The sequence below is a fragment of the Kineosporia corallincola genome (assembly GCF_018499875.1).
Lineage (GTDB): Bacteria > Actinomycetota > Actinomycetes > Actinomycetales > Kineosporiaceae > Kineosporia > Kineosporia corallincola.
Genome location: NZ_JAHBAY010000011.1, coordinates 176,221 through 198,125 on the forward strand (window position 1 = coordinate 176,221; position 21,905 = coordinate 198,125).

General features: G+C 72.2%; 21 protein-coding genes. 12 read left to right on the plus strand and 9 right to left on the minus strand.

Features of this window, described 5'->3' with window-relative positions; all coding sequences use genetic code 11:
* Nucleotides 1–8: 8 nt before the first annotated feature.
* The 3 genes from KIH74_RS24990 to KIH74_RS25000 are packed head-to-tail and all read right to left on the minus strand — an operon-like array spanning nt 9 to nt 2,358.
* Nucleotides 9–764, minus strand: coding sequence for an ABC transporter permease (locus KIH74_RS24990; protein WP_214158614.1), 756 nt, complete (start codon nt 762–764; stop codon nt 9–11).
* Nucleotides 761–1,693, minus strand: coding sequence for an acyl-CoA thioesterase (locus KIH74_RS24995; RefSeq protein ID WP_308113996.1), 933 nt, complete (start codon nt 1,691–1,693; stop codon nt 761–763). Before KIH74_RS24995 ends, KIH74_RS24990 begins: the two co-directional genes overlap by 4 nt.
* Nucleotides 1,690–2,358 carry a TetR/AcrR family transcriptional regulator gene (locus tag KIH74_RS25000; protein WP_214158615.1) on the minus strand — a complete coding sequence of 223 codons (669 nt, stop codon included), beginning with the start codon at nt 2,356–2,358 and terminating at the stop codon, nt 1,690–1,692. Before KIH74_RS25000 ends, KIH74_RS24995 begins: the two co-directional genes overlap by 4 nt.
* Nucleotides 2,359–2,453: 95 nt before the next feature.
* Between KIH74_RS25000 and KIH74_RS25005 the strand changes: the two genes are divergently transcribed.
* From KIH74_RS25005 to KIH74_RS25020, 4 genes are all read left to right on the plus strand, one after another.
* Nucleotides 2,454–3,272, plus strand: coding sequence for an SDR family oxidoreductase (locus KIH74_RS25005; RefSeq protein ID WP_214158616.1), 819 nt, complete (start codon nt 2,454–2,456; stop codon nt 3,270–3,272).
* A gap of 68 nt (nt 3,273–3,340) precedes the next feature.
* Nucleotides 3,341–4,381 (plus strand): zinc-binding dehydrogenase, encoded by a 1,041-nt coding sequence (locus KIH74_RS25010; RefSeq protein ID WP_214158618.1) that lies wholly within the window; start codon nt 3,341–3,343, stop codon nt 4,379–4,381.
* 206 nt (nt 4,382–4,587) lie between these two features.
* Nucleotides 4,588–5,052, plus strand: a complete 465-nt coding sequence (locus tag KIH74_RS25015; protein ID WP_214158619.1) for an acyl-CoA thioesterase — start codon at nt 4,588–4,590, stop codon at nt 5,050–5,052.
* Nucleotides 5,049–5,756, plus strand: a complete 708-nt coding sequence (locus KIH74_RS25020; protein WP_214158620.1) for a DUF8185 domain-containing protein — start codon at nt 5,049–5,051, stop codon at nt 5,754–5,756. Before KIH74_RS25015 ends, KIH74_RS25020 begins: the two co-directional genes overlap by 4 nt.
* A 6-nt stretch (nt 5,757–5,762) precedes the next feature.
* Here KIH74_RS25020 and KIH74_RS25025 read toward each other — a convergent pair whose 3' ends face one another.
* Together KIH74_RS25025 and KIH74_RS25030 are read right to left on the minus strand one after the other, a co-directional pair.
* On the minus strand, nt 5,763–6,188 hold the full coding sequence (locus KIH74_RS25025) for a globin (protein ID WP_214158621.1): 426 nt from the start codon (nt 6,186–6,188) through the stop codon (nt 5,763–5,765).
* A 15-nt stretch (nt 6,189–6,203) separates the two neighbouring features.
* Complete coding sequence (locus KIH74_RS25030; protein WP_214158622.1) at nt 6,204–6,962, minus strand: TetR/AcrR family transcriptional regulator; 759 nt, start codon at nt 6,960–6,962, stop codon at nt 6,204–6,206.
* A gap of 213 nt (nt 6,963–7,175) precedes the next feature.
* Here KIH74_RS25030 and KIH74_RS25035 point away from each other — a divergent pair, with 213 nt between their 5' ends.
* The 3 genes from KIH74_RS25035 to KIH74_RS25045 are packed head-to-tail and all read left to right on the plus strand — an operon-like array spanning nt 7,176 to nt 9,161.
* A complete protein-coding gene (locus tag KIH74_RS25035) occupies nt 7,176–7,937 on the plus strand; it encodes an ABC transporter ATP-binding protein (protein ID WP_214158624.1) in 762 nt (253 codons plus the stop codon).
* Nucleotides 7,934–8,710 (plus strand): ABC transporter permease, encoded by a 777-nt coding sequence (locus KIH74_RS25040; protein WP_214158626.1) that lies wholly within the window; start codon nt 7,934–7,936, stop codon nt 8,708–8,710. Before KIH74_RS25035 ends, KIH74_RS25040 begins: the two co-directional genes overlap by 4 nt.
* A 58-nt stretch (nt 8,711–8,768) precedes the next feature.
* Nucleotides 8,769–9,161 carry a VOC family protein gene (locus tag KIH74_RS25045; protein ID WP_214158628.1) on the plus strand — a complete coding sequence of 131 codons (393 nt, stop codon included), beginning with the start codon at nt 8,769–8,771 and terminating at the stop codon, nt 9,159–9,161.
* Here the strand turns inward: KIH74_RS25045 and KIH74_RS25050 are convergent.
* The 3 genes from KIH74_RS25050 to KIH74_RS25060 form a co-directional block, all read right to left on the minus strand.
* Nucleotides 9,131–9,814 (minus strand): helix-turn-helix domain-containing protein, encoded by a 684-nt coding sequence (locus tag KIH74_RS25050; protein ID WP_214158629.1) that lies wholly within the window; start codon nt 9,812–9,814, stop codon nt 9,131–9,133. The genes KIH74_RS25045 and KIH74_RS25050 overlap by 31 nt on opposite strands.
* Nucleotides 9,815–9,832: 18 nt before the next feature.
* The gene (locus KIH74_RS25055) at nt 9,833–11,128 is read right to left on the minus strand and encodes a mechanosensitive ion channel family protein (protein ID WP_214158631.1); all 1,296 of its coding nucleotides are present in this window, start codon (nt 11,126–11,128) and stop codon (nt 9,833–9,835) included.
* A 163-nt stretch (nt 11,129–11,291) separates the two neighbouring features.
* On the minus strand, nt 11,292–13,478 hold the full coding sequence (locus KIH74_RS25060; RefSeq protein ID WP_214158633.1) for a prolyl oligopeptidase family serine peptidase: 2,187 nt from the start codon (nt 13,476–13,478) through the stop codon (nt 11,292–11,294).
* Between the two features lie 106 nt (nt 13,479–13,584).
* Here KIH74_RS25060 and malQ point away from each other — a divergent pair, with 106 nt between their 5' ends.
* The 5 genes from malQ to KIH74_RS25085 all read left to right on the plus strand — a co-directional run bounded on the left by malQ (nt 13,585) and on the right by KIH74_RS25085 (nt 19,278).
* A complete protein-coding gene (gene malQ / locus KIH74_RS25065) occupies nt 13,585–15,963 on the plus strand; it encodes a 4-alpha-glucanotransferase (protein WP_214158635.1) in 2,379 nt (792 codons plus the stop codon).
* Nucleotides 15,960–16,649, plus strand: a complete 690-nt coding sequence (locus KIH74_RS38885) for a pentapeptide repeat-containing protein (protein WP_214158637.1) — start codon at nt 15,960–15,962, stop codon at nt 16,647–16,649. The genes malQ and KIH74_RS38885 overlap by 4 nt, the downstream gene beginning before the upstream one ends.
* A 17-nt stretch (nt 16,650–16,666) precedes the next feature.
* Nucleotides 16,667–17,686, plus strand: coding sequence for a glycoside hydrolase family 26 protein (locus KIH74_RS25075; protein ID WP_214158639.1), 1,020 nt, complete (start codon nt 16,667–16,669; stop codon nt 17,684–17,686).
* Nucleotides 17,687–17,790: 104 nt separating this feature from the next.
* On the plus strand, nt 17,791–19,017 hold the full coding sequence (locus KIH74_RS25080) for a glycoside hydrolase family 26 protein (RefSeq protein WP_214158641.1): 1,227 nt from the start codon (nt 17,791–17,793) through the stop codon (nt 19,015–19,017).
* A gap of 105 nt (nt 19,018–19,122) precedes the next feature.
* Nucleotides 19,123–19,278 carry a hypothetical protein gene (locus KIH74_RS25085; protein WP_214158643.1) on the plus strand — a complete coding sequence of 52 codons (156 nt, stop codon included), beginning with the start codon at nt 19,123–19,125 and terminating at the stop codon, nt 19,276–19,278.
* Between the two features lie 68 nt (nt 19,279–19,346).
* Here the strand turns inward: KIH74_RS25085 and pepN are convergent, their stop codons facing one another.
* On the minus strand, nt 19,347–21,902 hold the full coding sequence (gene pepN, locus KIH74_RS25090) for an aminopeptidase N (protein ID WP_214158645.1): 2,556 nt from the start codon (nt 21,900–21,902) through the stop codon (nt 19,347–19,349).
* Nucleotides 21,903–21,905 lie beyond the last annotated feature (3 nt).

Genomic DNA, 21,905 nt, shown 5'->3' on the forward strand with positions numbered 1-21,905 from the left:
CGCAAAGTCTAGGGCTGCCCACCCACCCCCGGCAGCCGCGCGGGTGCACCCAGGCGGTACGCCACGATCACCCCACTGACCGCCTGGGCATGGATCAGCGCCGCCAGAACGACCAGCTGGAAACGGGCGGCGTCCATCGGGTCGGCCCCGCCCAGCAGCGCCCCGATGAACGCGCCGGGCAGGGTGACCAGGCCGGTCGTGCGGGTCTGGTCGACGACCGGCGTCATCGCCTCGGCCACGGCCCGGCGGCAGATCCGCGCGGTGGCCTGGCGGGGCGTCGCCCCGAGGGCGAGCAGCCCCTCGATCTCCTCGCGCTCGGACACCAGCCCGGCGGCCAGGTGCCGGCCGGTCAGGCTGGCGGCCAGCATGGTCCCGCCGATCACGATCCCGCCCAGCGCCACCAGGTAGCGGGCCGACAGCTCGAGCATGCCCAGCGCGAAGATCACCGCGAGGGTGCCGACGGCCGCGGTGCCGCAGGCCAGCGCCACGGCGGCCGTCGCCCCGGGCAACGTCCTGATCCGCCCGGCCGCGGTGCGCACGGCCACGCCCAGCATCACCCCGAGGGCGAGCACCACCAGCGGCGGCGCGTCGAACACGCCGCGCAGGGCCAGACCGACCAGGGCGAGCTGGGCGGCGCCGCGCGCCACCGCCCACGCCGGGCCCCAGCCCAGTGGTACTTTCGCCGTCCTCAAAACGGTTGTGGTCAGGGCGATCAGGACCACGACGCCGATCCCGAGCCGGACGTCGGCGGTGAACACGCTCACTGCGGCACGCGGAACATGCCCTCCTGGCCCAGCGTGGCCACCAGGGTCCCGTCCAGCGCGTAGACCCGGGCCAGACCGAGCCCACGGGCGCCGGAGGCGGAGGGGCTCTCCTCCACGAACAGCATCCAGTCGTCGAACCGGACCGGCCGGTGGAACCACATCGCGTGGTCCAGGCTGGCGGTCTTCATTCCCGGCGTGGCCCAGGCCAGGCCGTGCGCGCGCAGCGTCGGCTCCAGCACGGTGTAGTCGCTGACATAGGCCAGAACCACGGCGTGCAGCAGGTCACCGGCCGGCAGCGGGGTGGTCGGCCGGATCCAGACGGCCTGCTCGGCCACCTTCTCCGGGCCGGGGGCCAGGAACAGCGGGCTCTGCACGTGCCGCAGCTCGAACGGCTGGGTGGACAGCAACGGCCCCAGGCCGCTCAGGCCGATCCCGGCCTCCTGGAGGCGCTCTCGGACCGAGGGCAGCTCGTGCGGGCGCGGCACCTCGGGCATCGGCGCCTGGTGGTCCAGGCCGGGGGCGGGCGTCTGGAACGACGCGATCATCGACAGGATCGGCTTGCCGTGCTGCACGGCCTGCACCCGGCGGGCACTGAACGAGCGGCCGTCACGCAGCCGCTCCACGGCCAGCTCGATCGGCACGGACGGGTCGCCCGGGCGCAGGAAGTAGCCGTGGAAGGAATGCGGCGGCCGCTCCTGCCCGACCGTCTTCACGGCGGCGGCCAGCGACTGGGCCAGCACCTGACCGCCGAAGACCCGGCCGTTCGGGGCGTGGTAGTTCTGCCCGACGAAGCGGTCCTCGCCCTCGGGTGTCACGTCGAGGATGCCGACCAGCTCGTCGATCGGCACCAGGTTGTCACCGGGCACCTCGTCGGCGCCCACCCCCGTGATCGCCGCCAGCGCGTCCTTCGCGCGGTCGCTGCTCGTCACGTGCGGTCTCCTTCGTTTCCTGCCTGGTCCGGCCTGGCGCACACCATGCGGGCGGCCAGGTCCGCGTACAACTCCCCGATCTCCGCGGCGGTGCGGCTGCCCCGGGGGTCGTACCAGCGGGCCACGTCGACGCTCAGCGAGAGCAGGGCACGCGCGACCGCACGGGGGTCGGGCACGTCCATCTCACCACTCGCGTTCCCGGCCACCAGCTGGGCCTCCACCGCACCCTCGATCCGGCGGCGCATGCCGAGCACCCGGTCGCGGTGCTCCGGGGCCAGCGCGGCCAGCTCGTGCTGCACCACGCGGGCCACCCGGTGACGCTCGGCGTGCCAGGCGGTGAAGGCCCGGATCGCGGCGCGCAGCCGGGTCATCGCGGACCCGGGGCCGGTCACCGACCGCTCGACCAGATCCAGTGCCGCCTCGTGCCCGACCACGCTGATCTCTGTCAGCAGCGCCTGTTTCGAGGGAAAATGCACATAGAGCGCGGCGGGACTGAGCCCGACGCGGGTCGCGATGTCTCGGGTGGTGGTGGCGTGGTAGCCGCGGTCGGCGAAGGCCTCGACGGCGGCCTCGACCAGCCGTCGGGACGAATCGCCCGATCGGCCGGGGGCGCCGTCATGGTTGCCCTCGTCGTCCGTCCAGCTCATCGCCGAACCGGTCGCCATGGCGCGAGCATGTCATGAACGGGCGTTCAGTCAAGGACAGGGGCAAGCTGGCTTCCGGTACGGACGTCCGTCCGGGTGACCTTGATGGAGGGCACATGCGTCTCAACGAGGAGACGGGGATCCAGATCAGCCAGGTCGGTGAGGGGACGCCCGCGGGGCGGCGGTTCGCCGGCCGGGTCGCGGTGGTCACCGGGGCCAGCCGGGGCATCGGCCTGGCGATCGCCCGGCGGCTGATCTCCGAGGGGGCCCGGGTCTGCGTCACCGCGCGCAAGCCGGAGCCGCTGGCCGCGGCGGTGGAGCAGCTGGGCGGCGCGGGCGTCGCGGTCGGGGTGGCCGGGCGCGCGGACGACGCGGAGCACCGGGCCCACGCGGTGCGGGTCACCCTGGACGCCTTCGGTCGCCTCGACGTGCTGGTCAACAACACCGGCATCAACCCGGTCTACGGCCCGATGACGAGCGCCGACGCCGGGGCCGCGGCCAAGGTCTTCGACGTCAACGTGATCGCCGCGCTGTCCTGGACCGACGAGGCCCGCAAGCTCGGGCTGGGCAGCCAGGACGGCGCCGCCATCGTCAACGTGGCCTCGATCGCCGGGCTGCGGCCGTCGCCGGGCATCGGCGTGTACGGCGCGAGCAAGGCCGCGCTGATCCACGTCACCTCGCAGCTGGCGCTCGAGCTGGCCCCGCGGATCCGGGTGAACGCGGTGGCGCCGGCGGTGGTGAAGACCCGCTTCGCCACCGCCCTCTACGAGGGGCGCGAGCAGGAGGTCACCGACGGCTATCCGCTCGGGCGGCTCGGCGACCCGGACGACGTGGCCGCCGCGGTGGCGTTCCTCGCCAGTGACGACGCGTCGTGGATCACCGGGCAGACGCTCACCCTGGACGGTGGGGTGGGGCTGGCGGGCGGTCTCGGCTGACTCTGGACCGACCCTGGACCGACTCTGGGCTGACCGGGTTCCCCGGCATACGGGTAAGTTGCGGCGGCATGAGCACGCAGGCGTCCGTGTCGGGGTCCGGGACGATCGAGGTGGGCGGCGAGATGCGGGCCTGGCGGGTCGTCGCCGCCGGTGAGCCGGGCCAGGTGATGCGGCTCGAGCAGGTGCCGGTGCCCTCGCCCGGGCCCGGCCAGGTGCTCGTGCAGGTCGCCGCGGCCGGCCTTGGCCTGACCGATGCCGCACTGGCGCAAGGGCTTTCGGTGCACGCCCCGCCCCCGCCGTTCACTCCCGGCCTGGAGCTGTGCGGTGAGATCGTCGGCGTCGGCCCCGGGGTGTCGCAGTACCGGCTGGGCGAGCGGGTGGTGGGCCAGACCACGCTGCCGAACGGCTCGCTGGCGCAGTACGCGGTGGCCCGGGCACAGGACGTGTTCCCGGCCCCGACCGCGCTCGACGACGCCCCCGCCTCGGTGTTCCACCTGGCCCACCTGACGGCCTGGCTCGGGCTGTACCGCCGGGCCGCCGTGCACGTGGGTGAATGGGTGCTGGTGTTCGGGGCGGGGGGCGGCCTGGGCGGGGCCGCGGTGCAGCTCGCCCTGGCGGCCGGGGCCAAGGTGGTGGCCGTGGTGGGGGACGACGAGAGATTCCGGATCGCCCGTGGTCTGGGGGCCCACGTGGTGCTGCACCGGGGAACCATGGACGTCGAGAGCGCCGTGCGGGAGCTCACCGGCGGCAAGGGCGTGCAGGTCGTCTTCGATCCGGTGGGCGGGCCGATGTTCGAGCTGTCCTGCCGCCTGGTCGCGTTCGAGGGCCGCATCGTGGTGGCCGGGTTCGCCTCGCAGCAGGCCGTTCCGGTGGCGCCGGAGCAGGTGCGGGCCGCCAACTTCACCGTGCTCGGGGTGAACTCGGCGCTCTACCGCGAGCGTGAGCCGGAGCTGGTGCAGCGGGCCCACGCCGACCTGACGGCGCTGCTGGACGCCGGTGCTCTGCGCCCGCTGCTGAGCGAGACGCTGCCCTTCGAGCAGGCGGCGCAGGGGGTGTCCCGGCTGGCCGAGGGCTTGGCACACGGCCGGTTCTCGGTGCTGGTGGGCTGATCTGGCAACCCGCGGACCGGCGCCGGCCAGGCCCCTCCTCCTTCCCGGCGCCCGGTCCGGGGTGCTGTGGATTCATCGGTCACCCACAGCGACCCTTGAACAGGAAATCCCGCGATCGGGTGTGACTCGGGCCACGTGACCGTCGGTCGGCCTTCCGCCGACCCTCCGCCGCACGGCGGCCGGCCCGGATGCGGGACGATGGGCGGGTGCCTCGCCATCGTGTTCACATCCCGTTGCGCTGGTCGGACGCCGACGCCTACGGCCACATCAACAACGTGCAGTTCCTCCGGCTGCTGGAAGACGCCCGGGTCACCGCGCTCGGGGTGGACCTGCTCGACCACGCCCGCCGCCCGGACGGCGGTGCGCTGATGGTGTCCCGGCAGGAGATCGAGTACCTGGCGCCGCTGGCCTTCCGGATCCCGCCGATCGGCATCGACCTGTGGGTGACCCGCATCGGGGCCGCCGACTTCGAGCTGGCCTACGAGGTTCTCGACGGCGAACCGGGCGCCGAGACGGTGTGTGCGCGGGCCGAGACCACCCTGTTCTCCTTCGACCTGGACGGCGGCCGGCCGCGCCGGATCGACACCGCCACCCGGGAGAAGCTCACCGGCTGGATCGACGGGCCGCTGAACTGGAAGCGTCGCCGGCGCGAGCCGCAGGCCGCCCGGTGAACCTGCTGCTGCCCGACCTGGGCACCCTCTCCGACGTCCGCACCTTCGTGGGCCGCGCCCGGCAGGTGGACGAGAACGGCGCGATCCGGCTGGTCGCCTCCGGCCCGGTGCTGGCGATGTACGCCGCCGCGGTGCACGGGGGCGGCGGCCCGACCGTGCTGGCCCTGCGCGTGCTCACCCTGGCCGAGCCGGCCGAGGCCGACGCCACCGTGCCGCTGGCGTCGATGGCCGACCGGTTCGCCCGCATCGACCGGCTGATGGCGGGCAGCCGCCCCACCCCGAAGAGCATCGGGAAGCCGCTGGAGCTGCCGGTTCCGCCGACCACGGCGACCAACGCCGGCTGGGCCGGGGTGGTGCCGCCCCGCTCCGGCTGGAGTCTCGACGGCATGGTGCCCTGCCCGGTGCTGCGCACCGCGGCCCGGGCCGGGATCGAGGAGGTCGCGGCCGGGGCCCCGACCGGGTCCGGCGCCTCGGCGGTGGCCCGGCTACGCGCCCTGGTCTGGGGCAGGCCGCTGCTGGAGGGCAGCCCGGTGCCGGCCGGGGTGGCGTTCGCGGCGCAGGTGTTCGGCTTTCTCGGGGCCGGTGCCCCGGAGCCCGGCTCGGGCTGGGGCGACGACGTGGCCACCCTGCACTCGGCCGGGCGCTGGTGGCGGCTGAGCACCCCGCGGGGTCACGTGCTGGCGCGCACCAACCCGCTGGCCTGACCGGCGTCAGTCGGCGGTGTTCTGGAGGCTGAACGCCGCCCGCTCCAGGTAGTCCCAGAGCATCGCCTCGTGGGCCGGCGGCAGGTCGAGGCTGTCGACGCCCGCCCGCATGTGCTTCAGCCAGCGGTCGCGGGCGTCGGCGTTCACCCGGAACGGCACGTGCCGCATGCGCAGCCGGGGGTGCCCGCGCTCCTGGCTGTAGGTGGTGGGGCCGCCCCAGTACTGCTCCAGGAACTTCAGCAGCCGCTCCTGCGCCGGCCCCAGGTCTTCCTCCGGGTACATCGGGCGCAGCACCTCGTCCTGCGCCACACCCTGGTAGAAGGTGTGCACGAGCTTGGCGAACGTCTCCCGCCCGCCGACCGCCTCGTAGAAGGTGACCTGCTCGGGCCGGGGCCCGGTCGGCACGATGTTGAGCGACTCCTGATCCGCCATGCCTCCCAGTTTCGCCTATCGGCCTTCGAGCAGTGCCGCCAGCCCGGCCACCAGCACCTCGGTGGCGTGCCGCAGCGCGCCCTCCGGATCGGCCGACAGCCCGGTGGTCTCGCCCAGCGTGCCGGACACCCGCTCGGCCGTCGGGTGGTCGAGGCCGGCCATCGCCGTGGCCAGTACCGGTGAGATCTCGTTCCACCACTGGAGATCCGACTGCGAGGACTGCTCCCGCGCGCGGTTCAGCTCGACCGTCTCCCGGGCCAGCCCGGACACCGTGGCCAGCAGCGACGTGAGCGTGTGCTCCATCTCCAGGTCGCTCAGCCCGATCCCGTCCAGCGCCCGCAGCTCGGTCTCGTACTTGCCGGAGGCGCCCGGCCCGGGTACCGGCCGGCCGGGCCGCACGTCCACCGTCCAGGGGTGCCGCAGGTGGTGCTGCCAGTTGGCGGTGACGATGTGCCGCACCCGGTCACGCCAGTCGCTCCGCCCGGCGGGCAGGTCCTGGCCGGTGTAGACCTCGCCGGTCACCGCGTCGAGCATCAGCTCGATCAGCTCGGGCCGCCCGGCGATGTACGGGTACAACGTCATCGCGCTGACGTGCAGTTCCTCGGCCACCCGGCGCAGCGTGATGGCGTCGAGCCCTTCGTCGTCGGCCACCCGGATCGCCGCGTCGGTGATCAGTTTCGGCGTGAGCCCGGACCTCCCGGTGCTCACGGTGGGGCGCCAGAGCAGCCCGATCAGTTTCACCGGGTCGCCCTTTCGCTCCGCTCTCTTCGCCATCGGGTCAGTCTATGCGTTGCGTACAACGTAATTTACGTTGTACGTTCTGGCTGTGGGCGCCAACGGTGGACGTCGGTGGCCGGCGACGGTGATCGCCAGCCGGTGTGTGGGATCGCCGGTGGGGTCGTGCCCGGCCCGGTGATGGTGGCGCTACGTGGGATCGGTGGCCGGTCGCAGTGAATCGGACAAGCCGTCTACGGGGGAGGTTTCGGGATGGAGCGGACGGATGTTCGGGTCGAGGCGCGGGGGGTGCGCAAGACCTTCGCCGGGGCGCGGCGCCCGGCACTCGACGGGGTCGATCTCACCGTGCGGGCCGGGCGGGTGCTGGCGCTGCTCGGGGCGAACGGGGCGGGCAAGACCACGATGATCCGGATCCTCACCACACTGCTGGCGGCGGACGCCGGCACCGCACGGGTGGCCGGCTACGACGTGGCCACCCAGGGCGGGCGGGTGCGGGCCTCGATCGGGCTGGCCGGGCAGTACGCCGCGCTCGACGAGATCCTGACCGGCCGGCAGAATCTTGAGATGTTCTCAAAGCTGGCCGGGTACAGCAGAATACGGGCACGGGAACGGTCCGGCGAACTGCTGGCCGCGGCCGGTCTGGTCGAGGTGGCCGACCGGCCGGTGGCCGGGCTGTCGGGCGGGCTGCGGCGCCGGATGGACCTGGCTGCCTCACTGATCACCACTCCGGCAGTGCTTTTCGTCGACGAACCGACCGCCGGCCTGGATCCGCAGGCTCGGCGTGACCTCTGGGGCCGGCTGCGGGGGATGGCCGACGGCGGCGTCGCGATCCTGCTCACCACGCAGTACCTGGAGGAGGCCGACGCGCTCGCCGACGACGTGGTCATCCTGAAGGACGGCTCGGTGATCGCCCGCGGAACCCCGGCCGAACTGAAAACCCTGGTGGGAGAGCCCCGCTGGGTCATGCAGCAGCCTACCCTGGAAGACGTCTACCTGAAGGTGGTGGGGGAGTGAGCATCGTCCGGGAGGCCGTCGTCATCGCGGGGCGCACCGTTCTGCACTGGCGCGCCCGTCCCGGTGTTCTCGTCGTCCAGTTGTTGTTCCCCGTGATGATTCTGCTGATGATGGGCGGTCTGTTCGGCGGGGCGGTGGCCGGCGACACCGGTGACTACTTCGTCTACGTGCTGCCCGGGGTGCTGGCCCTGAACATGCTCTTCGGCATCGAGGGCACGATGGCGGCCCTGGCCTCCGACGCAACGAAAACCGTGACGGATCGCCTGCGTTCGCTGCCGATCTCCCCCGGATCGGTACTGCTGGGCCGGGTGCTCGCCGACCTGATGACGTCGGTGGTCGAGCTCGCCGCGCTCAGCCTGGCCGGTCTCGCGCTGGGCTGGCGCTGGCAGAACGGGATCGGGCCGGCGCTCGCCGCCTACGCCCTGCTGCTGGCGTTCCGGTTCGCCGTCCTCTGGGCGGGAGTGTTCCTCGGCCTGAGGGCGGGCTCGCCGGAGGCGCTCGCGGGTGTTCAGATCCTGGTCTGGCCGGTGGGTTTCGTGTCCACGGTGTTTCTCGACCCGCGCACCATGCCGGGCTGGCTCGGCGCTGCGGCCGAGCTGAACCCGTTGTCCGCGGTGGCCTCCACCGCCCGGGAGCTGTTCACCGGCACGTCGACGGACGGCGTGGGGTGGGGCGCGAGCCACGCCGTCCCCTACGCGATCGGCTGTCAGGTGGTGCTGGTGGCCGTGTTCTCGGTGCTGGGCGTGCGGGCCTACCGGGCGCTCGGCACCTGAACGACGCGTGTCCGAAGGATCCAAGACCCCGCTGTCCGCCGCGCCTAGCGTGGGGGAGATGAAGCTACGACTCGCCGTCATCGAACTCGTGGTCGCCGACATGGCCGCCACGCTGGCCTTCTACCGCCTGCTCGGGCTGGACCTGCCGGCCGGGGCCGGTGCCGAGCCGCACGTGCAGGCCGACCTGGGCGGCATCCAGATCGCCTTCGACACGGAGGAGACGATCCGGTCGTTCCACCCCGGGTGGACCAGGCCGGACAAGGGAGCCACGCAGTCGGCGCTCGCCTTCCTGGCCGGGTCCGCGGCCGAGGTGGACGAGGCCTACGCGGCGGTGGTCGGCGCCGGGTACCGGGGTGAGCTGGAACCCTGGAACGCGGTGTGGGGCCAGCGTTATGCCGTGGTGCGCGACCCGGACGGGAATCAGGTGGACCTGTTCGCCCCGCTCAGCTGACCGGGGGTGCGGCCGGTCAGGGCCTTCACCTCGCGGGACAGGTGCGCCTGGTCGCAGTAGCCGGTCTCGGCCGCCACCCGGGCCGGCGGGATCCCGGCCCGGGTGCGGGCCAGCGCCCGTTGCAGGCGCAGCACCCGCAGCAGGTGCCCGGCGCCGTAGCCGAACAGCTCCCGGCTTCGGCGCTGGAGCTGGCGCGGGCTCAGGCCCACCCGGTCCGCGGTCCGGGCCACCGGCGTCCCCGCGCCGATCAGGGTGAAAACTCTTTCCCCCAGCGGATCTTCCGGAGCCGGGGCGCGGCGCAGCCAGTTCTCCAGGGCCGTCGCACCGTCGGTGGCCACCCGCCGCTCCAGGGCGGCGGCCCGGCGGGTGCCCCACAGGTCGGCCAGGGGCACCCGCCGGTCGAGCAGTGCGTCGGCCGGCACGCCGAGCGCGACCGGCCCGGTGCCGGCGCCGAACCGCAGCGCCGTCCACCGTTCGCCGTCACCGCGCGGCACGTGCAGGTGGGCCGTGCTGTCGGGGCCGGCGACGTGCAGGTGTTCGCCGTCCCACATCAGGTCCAGGCAGCCGTCGGGAAGAATGAGTGACGGTGAGGAGCCCGCGCTCTGCCAGACGGTGACGCCGGGCCGGCCGGCGGGCCGCTCGGAGTACGTCATGACCACCCAGCCTAGGTGCTACCGGCCCAGCTCGCGCTCCTCCGGGTGACGCTTCGAGCTGGAGTCCGCGGTCGGGCTGGCCTCGGTCCCGGCCTCGGGCGAGGGCGGGGTGCCGAACGCCGGGCTCATCGGCGGGGCGGCCTCGCCCTGGCCGACGATCACGGTGCGCGGCGTGGAGTGCATGTAGATGCCCTCGCGGGCGAAGCGCAGGCGGATGCGGCGGCGCATCTCCCGGGCGACCGGTGCGGACTGGTCCGGGTAGGTCTTGATCACCATCCGCACCACCACGCTGTCCTGGGTCATCGTCTCGACGCCCCACAGCTCCGGGTCCTCCATGATCACGGCGCCGTACTTCGGCTCGGCCCGAACCTGGGCCGCGATCTCCTCGAGCAGGTCCTCCACGTGGTCGATGTCTTCGTCATAGGCCACGTTCACGTCGAGCACCGCCCGGGACCAGCCCTGCGAGTGGTTGCCGACCGACAGGATCTCGCCGTTGCGGACGTACCAGACCGTGCCGTTGAGGTCGCGCAGCTGGGTGACCCGCAGGCCCACCGCCTCGACCACACCGCTGGCCTCACCCACGTTGACCGAGTCGCCCACGCCGTACTGGTCCTCGAGGATCATGAACATGCCGGCCAGCACGTCGCGCACCACGCTCTGCGCGCCCAGGCCGAGGGCCACACCGATCACGCTGAGGCTGGCCAGCAGCGGCGTGATCTCCACGCCGATCTCGTCGAGCACCATCAGCCCGATGACGATGAAGATGACGACCGTGGTCACGCTGCGCAGCACCTGGGCTAGCGTGCGGGCCCGGGCCAGCCGGCGGGTCACCATCGGCGGGGTGGCGGCCTTCACCCGGGCGTCGTCCCGGCTCTCCTCGGCGGCCTCGCCGGTCTCCCGGCCCGGGGCCATGGTGCCGTTCGCGACCCGGTCGGCCAGCCGGCCGATCAGCCGGTGCACCACCTTCCGGATGGCCCAGCCGATCAGGACGATGAACGCGATCCGCAGCGGGGTGCCGAGGAAGAAGTCCAGCCACTGGCCGAGCCGGCTGCTGCCGGTCACCCGGAGGGTCAGGCCGCAGATCGAGAAGTCGTCCCGGGAACAGGTCTGGGTCTCGGTGCGGGTCTGGATGTCGGTGAACGCGCCGGTGATCTGGTCGGACAGGGAGGTGGCGCTCGGGCTCGCGGTGGCGGTGGCCGTCGCGCTGCCGGTCGGGGTGGGGGTCGGGGTGCCGGTGCCGGTCGGATCGGGGGTCGACGATGCGATCAGCGCGCTCAGCTGGACGTGTGCGGCGACGAGTGGGGCGGCGAACATTCGGCCGAGATTATCGCCGTCAGGTGACGGTGGAGAAACCTGGTTCGGTCGATTTCCGGACGAACCCGCCGCGGTTCACAGCTTGTCGGGGGCGAACGCATGAGGGACGACGGGGAGCCCGGCCCGGCGCCCCGCCGTCCACGGGGCGCCGGCCTCGGGTGAACTACCGGTCCCGCTGGTTCAGGTCCAGTCCGGTCTGCGCGGCCAGGAACGTCATGGTGTCGGTGGACAGGGCGATCGTGCGGGACAGCGCCCGGGCACCGTGACCGACGTCCTTCTCCCGGCGGATCAGGACCGGCCGGGCCTGCGGGTCACCGGTGGTGGCGTGCTGGAGCGCGGCGCACAGCTTGCGGGCGTGCAGCGGGTCCACCCGGGTGTCGCCGTCGAACACGGTGAACAGCGTGGCCGGGTAGTCCACACCCTCGCGCACCCGGTGATAGGGCGAGTAGCCGAGCAGCCAGCCGAACTGCTCCGGGTCGTCGGCCGAGCCGTACTCCACGTTCCAGGTGGCGCCCAGGCCGAACTTCTCGTAGCGGATCATGTCGAGCAGCGGCGCCGAGCAGACGATCGCCCGGTACAGCTCCGGGCGCTGGGTCAGCGCGGCTCCCACCAGCAGCCCGCCGTTCGATCCTCCCGAGGCCGCGAGCTGTGCGCTCGTCGTCCACCCGTTCTGGATCAGGTGCCCGGCGGCGGCGTGGAAGTCGTCGAAGACGTTCTGCTTGAGGCCGAGCATGCCGGCCCGGTGCCAGTCCTCGCCCTCCTCGCTGCCGCCGCGCAGGTTGGCCACCGCGTACACGCCGCCGGCCTCCGCCCAGGCCAGGATGCCCGCGGAATAGCCCGGCGTCATCGGCACGCCGAAGCCGCCGTAGCCGTAAAGGATGGTGGGGCGCGGGTTCCGGGGCCCGCCGGACTCGTCCAGCAGGTCGGCGCGCGAGGTGACGAACATCCGCACCGTGGTGCCGTCGGCCGAGGCGTACTCGATCTGCCGGGTGACCACCTCCGGCACCGCCACCGTGCCCGGCGGGGTGGCGTACAGCTCGACCCGGCCGGTCAGCCCGTCGAGCCGGTACACGTGCGGCGGGGTGACGTGATCGGTGTAGGTGAACCAGCACTCGTGCCCGCCCTCGGGCCGGGACACCAGACCGCCGACGGTGCCCACGCCGGGCAGCTCGATGCTGCCGCTCGCCCCCGGGTAGCGGGAACCGGAGTCCAGGTCGTGCACGCTGATCTCGGAGACCGCGTGCCGGGTCCACTTCGCCAGCAGCAGCGGGCTGTCGATCAGCTGCTCGCCGTCGAGCACCGTGTAGTCCTGGAGCACGGCCTCGTCGTGCTGCGGGATCAGGTCGCGCCAGTGCTCCGGGCCGGGCTCGCTGGGGTCGGTGACGGCCAGCCGGCCGCGCGGCGCGTCCAGGTCGGTGAACACGTAGAGCCGCCCGTCGCGGCCCACGTGCGCGCCGAACTGCGCGTCGAGACCGGTGGCGACGGGGCGGAAGTCGGGCTTGAGGTGGGCGCCCGGCGTGGCCAGGTCGGCGATCCAGGTGTCGTTGCGCGGCGCCGTGCCGACCGCCGCCGACACGATCAGCCAGCGCCCGTCGCGCGACAGGCCCACGCCGAAGTAGGTGCGCGGGTCGTGGCCGTCGCCGAATACCTGCACGTCGTGCGCCGGGTCGGAACCCACGCGGTGCAGCCAGATTCGCCGGTGGTACTGCTCCTCGCCGGCCGGCACCTCCTCCGGGGGCAGGCGGCGCACGTAGAAGAAGGCCGGCACCCGGCCCTCGCCGTCGGCGGCGGGCAGGCCGCCGGGGATCCACGAGACGGGGGAGTAGCGGGCCCGGTCGATCGGGCCGTCGACCAGCTCGCCGGTGGTGACGTCGACGATGCGCAGCACGCTCTCCTCGGTGCCGCCCTCGGAGAGCTGGTAGGCCAGCAGCGTGCCCTCGCGGTCGGGCTGCCAGGCGTCCAGGGTGGTGGTGCCGCTGCCGTCGATCGCGATCGGGTCGACCAGGGCGCGGCGGCCGTCCGACGAGGAGTCCTGCACGTAGAGCACGCTGTGTTCCTGGCCGGGCTCGCGGCGCATCGAGAACACCCGGCGGCCGCGCCAGATCGGCACCCCGACCACCCCGGCACCCATCAGCTCGCCCAGCCGGGCACCGAGCCGTTCCCGGCCGGGCCAGCCGGCCGAGGCGGTGGCGAAGAGCTCGTCCTGCTGCTGCGACCAGGTGACCGTGCGCTCGTCCGCGGCGTCCTCCAGCCAGCGGTACGGATCGGCCACCGGCCTGCCGTGCAGATCCTCGACCAGGTCGAGGCGCGGGGCCGGGACGACGGGGGCGGCGGAGGACGGGTTACTCATGGCTGACACAGTAGGCACAGTAAGGCCCGAACTCTGGCAGGATTCTGCGAAGACCCGAACCAGCCTTTGAACCGCCTCCTTGAACCGACACGACGGAAGCACAAGGGTGACCGAGCAGCGACCCCCTCAGGACAGCCCCATCGGCCCGGACGACGAGGGCTCCGTGTACGACATCAGCGCGCCCACCCCGCCCGCCGGGATCGCGCTGGGCGTGCCGAAGAGCGAACCCGCCTTCCTCCGGCCGAAACTGGTGGACGGAAACCTCGACCTGGACGCCCCCGCGCCCGACGAACTGGTACAGCTCGCCGACGGCCTCGGCGTCGCCACCGAGTTCAAGGACTGGAAGGGCAAACAGGTCCCGGTGGCCACCCGCACCATCTGCGGTGTGCTGGAGGCACTGGACATGCCGGTGCGCACCGGCGTGCACGTGCGGGCCGCGCTCGCCGAGCTGCGCCGCCGGCCGTGGATGAAGATGCTGCCCGACGTCACCGTGGTGCGGGAGGGCGACTCCACCGTCGTTCCGGTGCACATCGACGCCGAGCTGCCGCTGCACCGGCTGGAGGTGCGGCTCGAGACCGAGGACGGTTCGCTGCTGACGCTGCCGCTGGCGGCCGATCAGCCCGCGCCCGACGAGGCCCGGGCCACCTTCGACGGCCGCACCCTGCGCCGGGTGAACTTCCTGGTGCTGTCGGACATCCCGATCGGCTACCACACGCTGTGGGCCCGCTATCAGCCGCAGGCCCGGCACCCGGGCAGTGAGAACCCGGCGGCCACCGACGAGACCTTCCGGCCGTTCATCGTCACCCCGCGGCGCCTGGAACTGCCCGCCCCGGTGGCGGAGAGCCGGGCCTGGGGCTTCATGACGCAGCTGTACTCGGTGCGCTCGTCGCGGTCCTGGGGTCTCGGCGACCTGGGTGACCTGGCCGAGCTGACCGGCTGGAGCGCGCGGGCGGGCGGCGCCGACTTCGTGCTGGTGAACCCGCTGCACGCGGCCGAGCCGATCGCCCCGATGACGCCGTCGCCCTACCTGCCCACCACCCGGCGCTTCTTCAACCCGGTCTACCTGCGGGTGGAGGACATTCCCGAGGTCGCCTACCTGGCCTCCACCGAGCGGGCGATCATCGAGTGGCAGGCCGAGGCCATGCGGGCGCTGAACACCGACCCGCGCGAGCTCGACCGCGACGCCGTGTGGGAGGCCAAATCGGCTGCGCTGCAAACGGTCTTCGAGTTCCCGCGCAGTCGCGAGCGGCAGGCCTCGTTCGAGGCGTACTGCGTGCGTGAGGGCCAGGGGCTGGAAGACTTCGCCACCTGGAGCGCGCTGGCCGAGCGGTACGGGCTGCCCGCCGCGGACTGGCCGGCGCACCTGCGCGACCCGCACGGCGAGGCGGTGGCGCACGTGCGCGAGGAACTCGCCGACCGGGTGGAGTTCCACCGCTGGCTCCAGTGGTGTCTCGACCAGCAGCTGGCCCGGGTGGCCGAGGTGGCCCGGGACGCGGGCATGTCCGTCGGCGTGGTGCACGACCTGGCGGTCGGCGTGCACCCGGACGGCGCGGACGCCTGGGCCCTGTCCGACGTGCTGGCGATGGGCGTCACCGCGGGCGCCCCGCCGGACGCGTTCAACCAGCAGGGCCAGGACTGGTCGCAGCCGCCGTGGCGGCCCGACCGGCTGGCCGAGCTGGGCTACGCGCCCTACCGCGACATGCTGCGCACGCTGCTGCGGCACGCCGGCGCGCTGCGGATCGACCACATCCTCGGCCTGTTCCGGTTCTGGTGGGTGCCCGAGGGCAACTCCCCGGCCGACGGCACCTACGTGCGTTACGACCACGAGGCGATGATCGGCCTGCTGGCCCTGGAGGCGCAGCGGGCGGGCTGTTTCGTGGTCGGCGAGGACCTCGGCAACGTGGAGCCCTCGGCCCGGGAGTACCTGAAGGAACGCAGCGTGCTGGGCACGTCGATCCTCTGGTTCGAGCGCAACTACGAGGGCGACGGCAAGCCGCTGCCGCCCGAGGCCTGGCGGGAACTCTGCCTGGCCACCGTCACCACGCACGACCTGCCGCCCACCGCGGGCTATCTGGCCGGTGAGCACATCGAACTGCGGGAGCGGCTGGGCCTTCTCACCCGCACCTACGAGCAGGAGGCCGCGATCGACGCGGCCGAGCGGCAGGACGTGCTCACCCAGCTCACCCGGCTCGGGCTGCTGAAGATCGGTCCCACCGAACGCGACAAGGTGGAGGCGCTGCACGTCTTCCTCACCATGACGCCGTCGAAGCTGATCGGGGTGCAGCTGGCCGACGCGGTCGGTGACCGGCGCACGATGAACCAGCCGGGCACCAACGACGAGTACCCGAACTGGCGGCTGCCGATGGCCGACGGCGTGGGGCAGCCGGTGCTGCTCGACGACCTGATGGACTCGGCCCGGGTGCTGGGCCTGGTGCGCACCATCGACTCGCGGCTGCACCCGAACGACTGGATCGAGCCGGCGTGAAGCCGCGCGGACGGTCCGGGGCGCAGGGGCCCCGGATCGGCGAGATCCGGCTGCCCGGGCTGGAGTCCGGTGATCCGGCGGACCTGACCCGGGAGGCCCGGATCGACGGGCTGGCGTTCGAGGGCGTCGAGTGCGGGCAGCTCGACCTGACCGGCTCCGTGGTGATGGAGTGCTCCCTCACCGACGTCGGGGCGGACGAGGCCGACCTGCGCTCGGCCAAGCTGCGCGACAGCCTGCTCACCCGGGTCCGGTTCCCCTCGCTGCGGGCCGGGCGCGGCGACTGGCGCGACGTGCGGGTCGAGGGGGCCCGCATCGGCTCCGCCGAGATGTACGACATCGGCTGGAACAGCGTGCATTTCGTGGACTGCAAGCTGACCTACCTGAACCTGCGCGGTGCCACGCTGCGCGACGTGGCCTTCACCCGGTGCTCGATCGAGGAGCTCGACCTGGCCGGGGCCTCGGCGCAGAACGTGGCGTTCTCCGGCAGCACCGTGCAGTCCCTCGACGTGCAGCGCGCCGAGCTGGGGGCTTTCGACCTGCGTGGTGCCGAGCTGCACCGGCTCACCGGCCTGGACCGGCTGGGCGGCACCGTGGTCAGCTCCGCCCAGCTGTACCAGCTGGCGCCGCTGCTGGCCGCCGGTCTCGGCATGACGGTCGACGACTCGGCGCCGCCGGAGATCCGCTGACCGATGGCGGTTGTGCGGTGAGGCGGTGGTTCTGGTGGCTCGCGGCCGCCCTGGCGGTGGTGCTGGCCGGGGTGGTGGCGGGTGTCGTGGTGCTGCGGGACGGGGAAGAACCGGTGGTGCAGGCCACGCCCACCGGCCCGGCCCTGGGCGTCTTCCTCAGTACCTCGCCGTCCGACGTCGAGCGGTTCGGCGACTGGCTGGGCCGCGACGTGGACTACGTCATCGACTTCTCGATGCGCCGCACCTGGGACGACATCGCCGAGCCGGATTACTGGCTGGAGACCTGGCAGGACACCGGCTACCGGATGGTCTACGGGCTGGCCATGCTGCCCGAGGACGAGAAGCTGGACGTGTCGCTGGCCGCCGGGGCGCAGGGGCGCTACAACCGTTACTTCCGGCAGCTCGCCGAGAACCTGGTGGCCCACGGCCAGGGCGACGCGATCCTGCGGCTGGGCTGGGAGTTCAACCTCGGCGCCTGGCGCTGGCACCCGGGCGACGCCGAGGACTTCACCGGCTACTGGCGTCAGGTCGTCACCACGATGCGCGCGGTGCCGGGGGCACAGAACCTGGAGTTCGACTGGAACGTCAGCAACGGCGGCAGCCGCTACGACTCCACCCGGTTCTACCCGGGTGACGACTACGTGGACTACGTCGGTGTGGACGTGTACGACATCTCCTGGTCGAAGGGCACCTACCCGTACCCGGCCGAGTGCGACGCGGCCTGCCGCCTGAAACGGCAGAAGGCGGCCTGGAACAGCACGATGAACGCGAAGTTCGGCCTGGCCTTCTGGTCGGCGTTCGCCCGGTCGAGGGGTAAACCGCTGACCCTGCCGGAGTGGGGGTTGTGGGACCGGCCGGACGGGCACGGCGGCGGTGACGACCCGTACTTCGTCGAGCGGATGCACGACTTCATCACCGACCCGGCCAACAACGTGGCCTACCAGGCCTACTTCGAGTTCGACGTGGGCGCGTCGGGCGACCACCGGCTGTCGCAGATGACGGAGTCCGGGACGATCTTCAAACAACTGTTCGGATAAGATCTTCCGTTTTCCCTCCGGACAGATCGGGCATCACTACACTTTTTGCCCGTGAGTCCCGACTGTCACGTCGTCCAGGGGGAGTAGGAGTCCGGTGCCTGTTCATGCCTGAGTACCACCCTGATCGTCGACCTCCGTCCTCCCGGCGTCCCAGCTTCCACGACCTGGTGCCCGAGAACGAGCGCCACCCGGCCCCACAGCGCTCCTTCCGCGAGGTCCGGGCCCGTCGCAGCCGGCTGCCGTGGATCGCCGCGGTGCTGGCCCTGCTGGTGGTGGCCGGTGGCGTCGGGATCGCCCTGCGCCCGCACGACGAGCCGCGGCGGGCCACGGGGGCTACCGGGGTCACGGCCTCCGCCCCGCCCGCCGACACCGGTGAGCAGGCCCCGGCCGCACCGCGAAAGACCACCGGGGCCGAGAAGAACGTGTCGCTCGCCGTGTTCCGCAGCGCCTCACCCGCCTCGGTGGGCCAGTTCAGTGACTGGCTCGGCCGTGACGTCGACTACGTGGTCGACTTCTCCCGCCGCCTGAGCTGGGACCAGATCGCGAATCCGATTGACCACCTGAGTCTTTGGCGCAACTCCGGCTATCGGGTGGTGTACGGCGTGGCGATGCTGCCGGAGGCCAGGAGCGACACCTCGACCATCGCGGCGGGAGCTCGGGGCGAATACGACCAGTACTACCGGACTCTCGCCCAGAACCTGGTGAGATACGGCCAGGGAGACGCGATTCTGCGGCTGGGCTGGGAGTTCAACGTGGCCAACTCCACCTGGCACCCCGACGACCCGCAGGAGTTCATCACCTACTGGCGCAACATCGTGCGCACGATGCGCGCGGTGCCGGGGGCGCAGAACCTGGAGTTCGACTGGAACGTCAACAGCGGCGGCGACAGTTACGACTCCACGGTGTTCTACCCCGGCGACAAGTACGTGGACTACGTCGGCGTGGACGTGTACGACATCGCCTGGGCCGACGGCACCTACCCCTATCCGACCGGCTGCGGCGCGCCGTGCCGGCGCCAGCGCCAGGAAGCGGCCTGGAAGGCGGCCCTGAACGCCAGGTTCGGGCTGATCTTCTGGTCCGACTTCGCCGAGGCCAGGGGCAAGCCGATGTCGTTCCCGGAGTGGGGACTGTGGGACCGCCCGGACGGTCAGGGCGGCGGCGACAACCCCTACTTCATCGAGCAGATGCACGACTTCATCGACAACCCGCACAACAACGTGGCCTACCACGCCTACTTCGACTACGACGTCGGCGAGAAGGGTGACCATCGGCTGGCCTCGTTCCCGAAGGCCGGCAAGAAGTTCGCCCGGCTCTTCGGGGAGCAGACGTGACGATCCTGATGATTCCGAGTCCGGTAAACAGTCTGTTTCCGGTGAACCGCGCAGCCGGACCGTTCGTGTGGAAGCTGATGCATTCCCTACACGAAGGAGTTCTCCATGCGTCGTGCGACCGCATGGGCCGCGATTCCGGCCCTGCTGCTGACCCTGGGGTTGGCCGGTGCAGCGTCCGCCACCGCCTCCGCCTCATCCGCCGCCGTCTCGACATGCAGTGACCCGGACGCCCTGTTCGACCTCGAGGGCAATCCCTGCTGATCGGTGCCGCCGGCTGAACGTCTGGGAACCCGGATCGCTCCGGGTTCCCAGACATTCACGCGGCGACGTCAGCCCTGGAGATCACGTGCCTGGGCCCGGCCGGCCCGCTCCACGGCGTCCCGGCCCTCCACCACCAGACGGCGCAGCGCCGGCTCGGCGTCGGTGCCGTCCAGCCAGGTCTGCGTGGCCGCCAGCACTTCGGTGACCGGCTGCCCCGAGGGGTACAGCCCGGTCGCGATCTGGGCGGCCATCTCGCTGGTGCGCTCCGCGTACAACCCGGACAGCGCGGCGAAGTACGGCGCCACGTAGGGCGCCAGCAGGGCCCGGTCGTGCACCCGGCTGAAACCACCGATCACGGCCTGCTGCACGGTGTTCGGCAAATCGCCGTCCTCCACCACGCTCTTCCAGGCCGCCGCCTTGGCCTCGGCGGTCGGCACCGCGGCCCGGGCCGCGGCGGCGTGCACCCGGCCGGTGGCCGTGTCGTCGCGGGCCAGCTCGGCGGTGATCTCCGGCTCGCCGGCCAGACCACCGGCGACCAGGGCGGTGAGCAGCCCCCAGCGCATCTCGGTGTCGACGGCCAGCCCCTCGACCACCAGGTCGCCGGACAGCAGGGCGGCGATCGCGCCGAGCTGCTCCTTGGTGCTCGCGTGCGCGGCGAACGAACGGGCCAGCAGCAGCTGCGTGTCGCTGCCCGGCTCGGCCGTCTTCAGCAGGGCGAGCAGCCGGTCCGCCGCCGCCACCGAGGTCTCCTCGCGGAACTCCGGCGCGACGTACGACTCCAGCGTGGCGGAGAGCTGGCGCAGCAGGGTCTGGGCCACGCTCGGGTCGTCGACCGAGGCGATGTGCGACAGCACCAGGTCGGCGAAAGTGCGCGCGGGCAGCTCGGCGTCGCGGGTCATGTCCCAGGCCGCGCCCCAGATCAGGGTGCGGGCCAGGGAGTCCTCGAAGTCCGAGAGGTGACCGATCGCGGTGTCCAGCGACCCGGCGTCCAGGCGAATCTTGGTGTACGCCAGGTCTTCGTCGTTGATCAGGATCAGGTCGGGCCGGGCGCTGCCGGTCAGCTGCGGCACCTCGGTGAGCTCGCCGGTGACGTCGAGCTCGATCCGGGTGGTGCGGCGCAGCCTGCCCTCCACCAGGTCGTACCCGCCCACCACGAGACGGTGCGGACGCAGGTGCGGGTACTCGGCGGTGGCCTCCTGGGCGATCGCGAAGCGGGTGATCACCCGGTCCTCGCCGGTCTCGATCACCGGGCGCAGGGTGTTCACCCCGGCGGTCTGGAGCCAGGCCTGCGACCAGCTGTCCAGGTCGCGGCCGCTGGTCTGCTCCAGGTGCCCGAGCAGGTCCTTCAGTGTGGTGTTGCCCCAGGCATGGGTCTTGAAGTACTGCCGCAGCCCGGCGTCGAAGTCGGCCTGGCCCACCCAGTGCACCAGCTGCTTGAGCACGGAAGCGCCCTTGGCGTAGGTGATCCCGTCGAAGTTGACCTCGACGTCTTCCAGGTCGCGCATGTCGGCGACGATCGGGTGGGTGGAGCTGAGCTGGTCCTGCCGGTACGCCCAGGACTTCTCCGCGCTGCTGAAAGTGGTCCAGGAGGTGGCCCACTCGGTGGCCTCGGCCTGGCAGCGGGTGCTCGCGTACTCGGCGAACGACTCGTTCAGCCACAGGTCGTCCCACCAGCGCATGGTGACCAGGTCGCCGAACCACATGTGCGCCAGCTCGTGCAGGATGGTCAGGGCGCGGCGCTCGATCAGGGCCTTCGGCACCCGCGAGCGGAACACGTAGACCTCGGTGATGGTGACCGTGCCCGCGTTCTCCATCGCCCCGGCGTTGAACTCCGGCACGAACAGCTGGTCGTACTTGGGGAACGGGTAGTCGCAGTCGAAGGTCTCCTCGAACCAGGTGAACCCGGCCTTGGTGATCGCGATGACGTTGTCGGCGTCCAGGTGCTCGGCCAGCGACTTACGGGCGAACACGCCGAGCGGGATGACCCGGCCGTCACGCACCGTCAGCTCGTCGGTGACCCGGTGGTACGGGCCGGCGACCAGCGCGGTGACGTAGGGGCTCATCAGCTCGGTGGGAGCGAAACGCCACACCGAGGTGGTGCCGTCGACCGGCTCCGGCTCGACCGCGGTGGCCACCGTGACCACGTGCCAGTGGCTGGGGGCCTTGACCGTCCAGGTGTACACGGACTTCAGGTCGGGCTGGTCGAAGCAGGCGAACACCCGCCGCGCGTCGGCCACCTCGAACTGGGTGTAGAGGTAGGTCTCGCCGTCCACCGGGTCGACGAAGCGGTGCAGGCCCTCGCCGGTCTGCATGTACTCGCCGTCGGCCACCACCCGCAGTTCGTTGGCGCCCTCGACGATGCCGGGCAGGGCGATCCGCGCGGTGCTGACCACCTCGGCCACGTCCAGCGCGGTGCCGTTCAGCACGACCTCGTGCACGGTCGGGGCGATCAGGTCGATGAACAGATCGGTGGACGGCGTGGGGCCGCTCGTGAACTTCACCGTGGTGACGGACCGGAAGGTGTCGGGACCGGTCGTCAGGTCCAGGTCGATGTCATACGACTGCACCGTGAACGCGGCGGCGCGTGCGGCAGCCTCGTCGCGGGTCAGGTTCGTACCGGGCACAGG

What these genes read in the sequence shown, in the direction of transcription:
- KIH74_RS25055 (WP_214158631.1), bottom strand. Translation starts at nt 11,128, where the DNA reads ATGTTCGCCGCCCCACTCGTCGCCGCACACGTCCAGCTGAGCGCGCTG.
- KIH74_RS25050 (WP_214158629.1), bottom strand. Translation starts at nt 9,814, where the DNA reads ATGACGTACTCCGAGCGGCCCGCCGGCCGGCCCGGCGTCACCGTCTGG.
- KIH74_RS25010 (WP_214158618.1), top strand. Translation starts at nt 3,341, where the DNA reads ATGAGCACGCAGGCGTCCGTGTCGGGGTCCGGGACGATCGAGGTGGGC.
- KIH74_RS25000 (WP_214158615.1), bottom strand. Translation starts at nt 2,358, where the DNA reads ATGGCGACCGGTTCGGCGATGAGCTGGACGGACGACGAGGGCAACCAT.
- KIH74_RS25080 (WP_214158641.1), top strand. Translation starts at nt 17,791, where the DNA reads ATGCCTGAGTACCACCCTGATCGTCGACCTCCGTCCTCCCGGCGTCCC.
- KIH74_RS25060 (WP_214158633.1), bottom strand. Translation starts at nt 13,478, where the DNA reads ATGAGTAACCCGTCCTCCGCCGCCCCCGTCGTCCCGGCCCCGCGCCTC.
- KIH74_RS25025 (WP_214158621.1), bottom strand. Translation starts at nt 6,188, where the DNA reads ATGGCGGATCAGGAGTCGCTCAACATCGTGCCGACCGGGCCCCGGCCC.
- KIH74_RS25035 (WP_214158624.1), top strand. Translation starts at nt 7,176, where the DNA reads ATGGAGCGGACGGATGTTCGGGTCGAGGCGCGGGGGGTGCGCAAGACC.
- KIH74_RS25045 (WP_214158628.1), top strand. Translation starts at nt 8,769, where the DNA reads ATGAAGCTACGACTCGCCGTCATCGAACTCGTGGTCGCCGACATGGCC.
- KIH74_RS25030 (WP_214158622.1), bottom strand. Translation starts at nt 6,962, where the DNA reads ATGGCGAAGAGAGCGGAGCGAAAGGGCGACCCGGTGAAACTGATCGGG.
- KIH74_RS25085 (WP_214158643.1), top strand. Translation starts at nt 19,123, where the DNA reads ATGCGTCGTGCGACCGCATGGGCCGCGATTCCGGCCCTGCTGCTGACC.
- KIH74_RS25005 (WP_214158616.1), top strand. Translation starts at nt 2,454, where the DNA reads ATGCGTCTCAACGAGGAGACGGGGATCCAGATCAGCCAGGTCGGTGAG.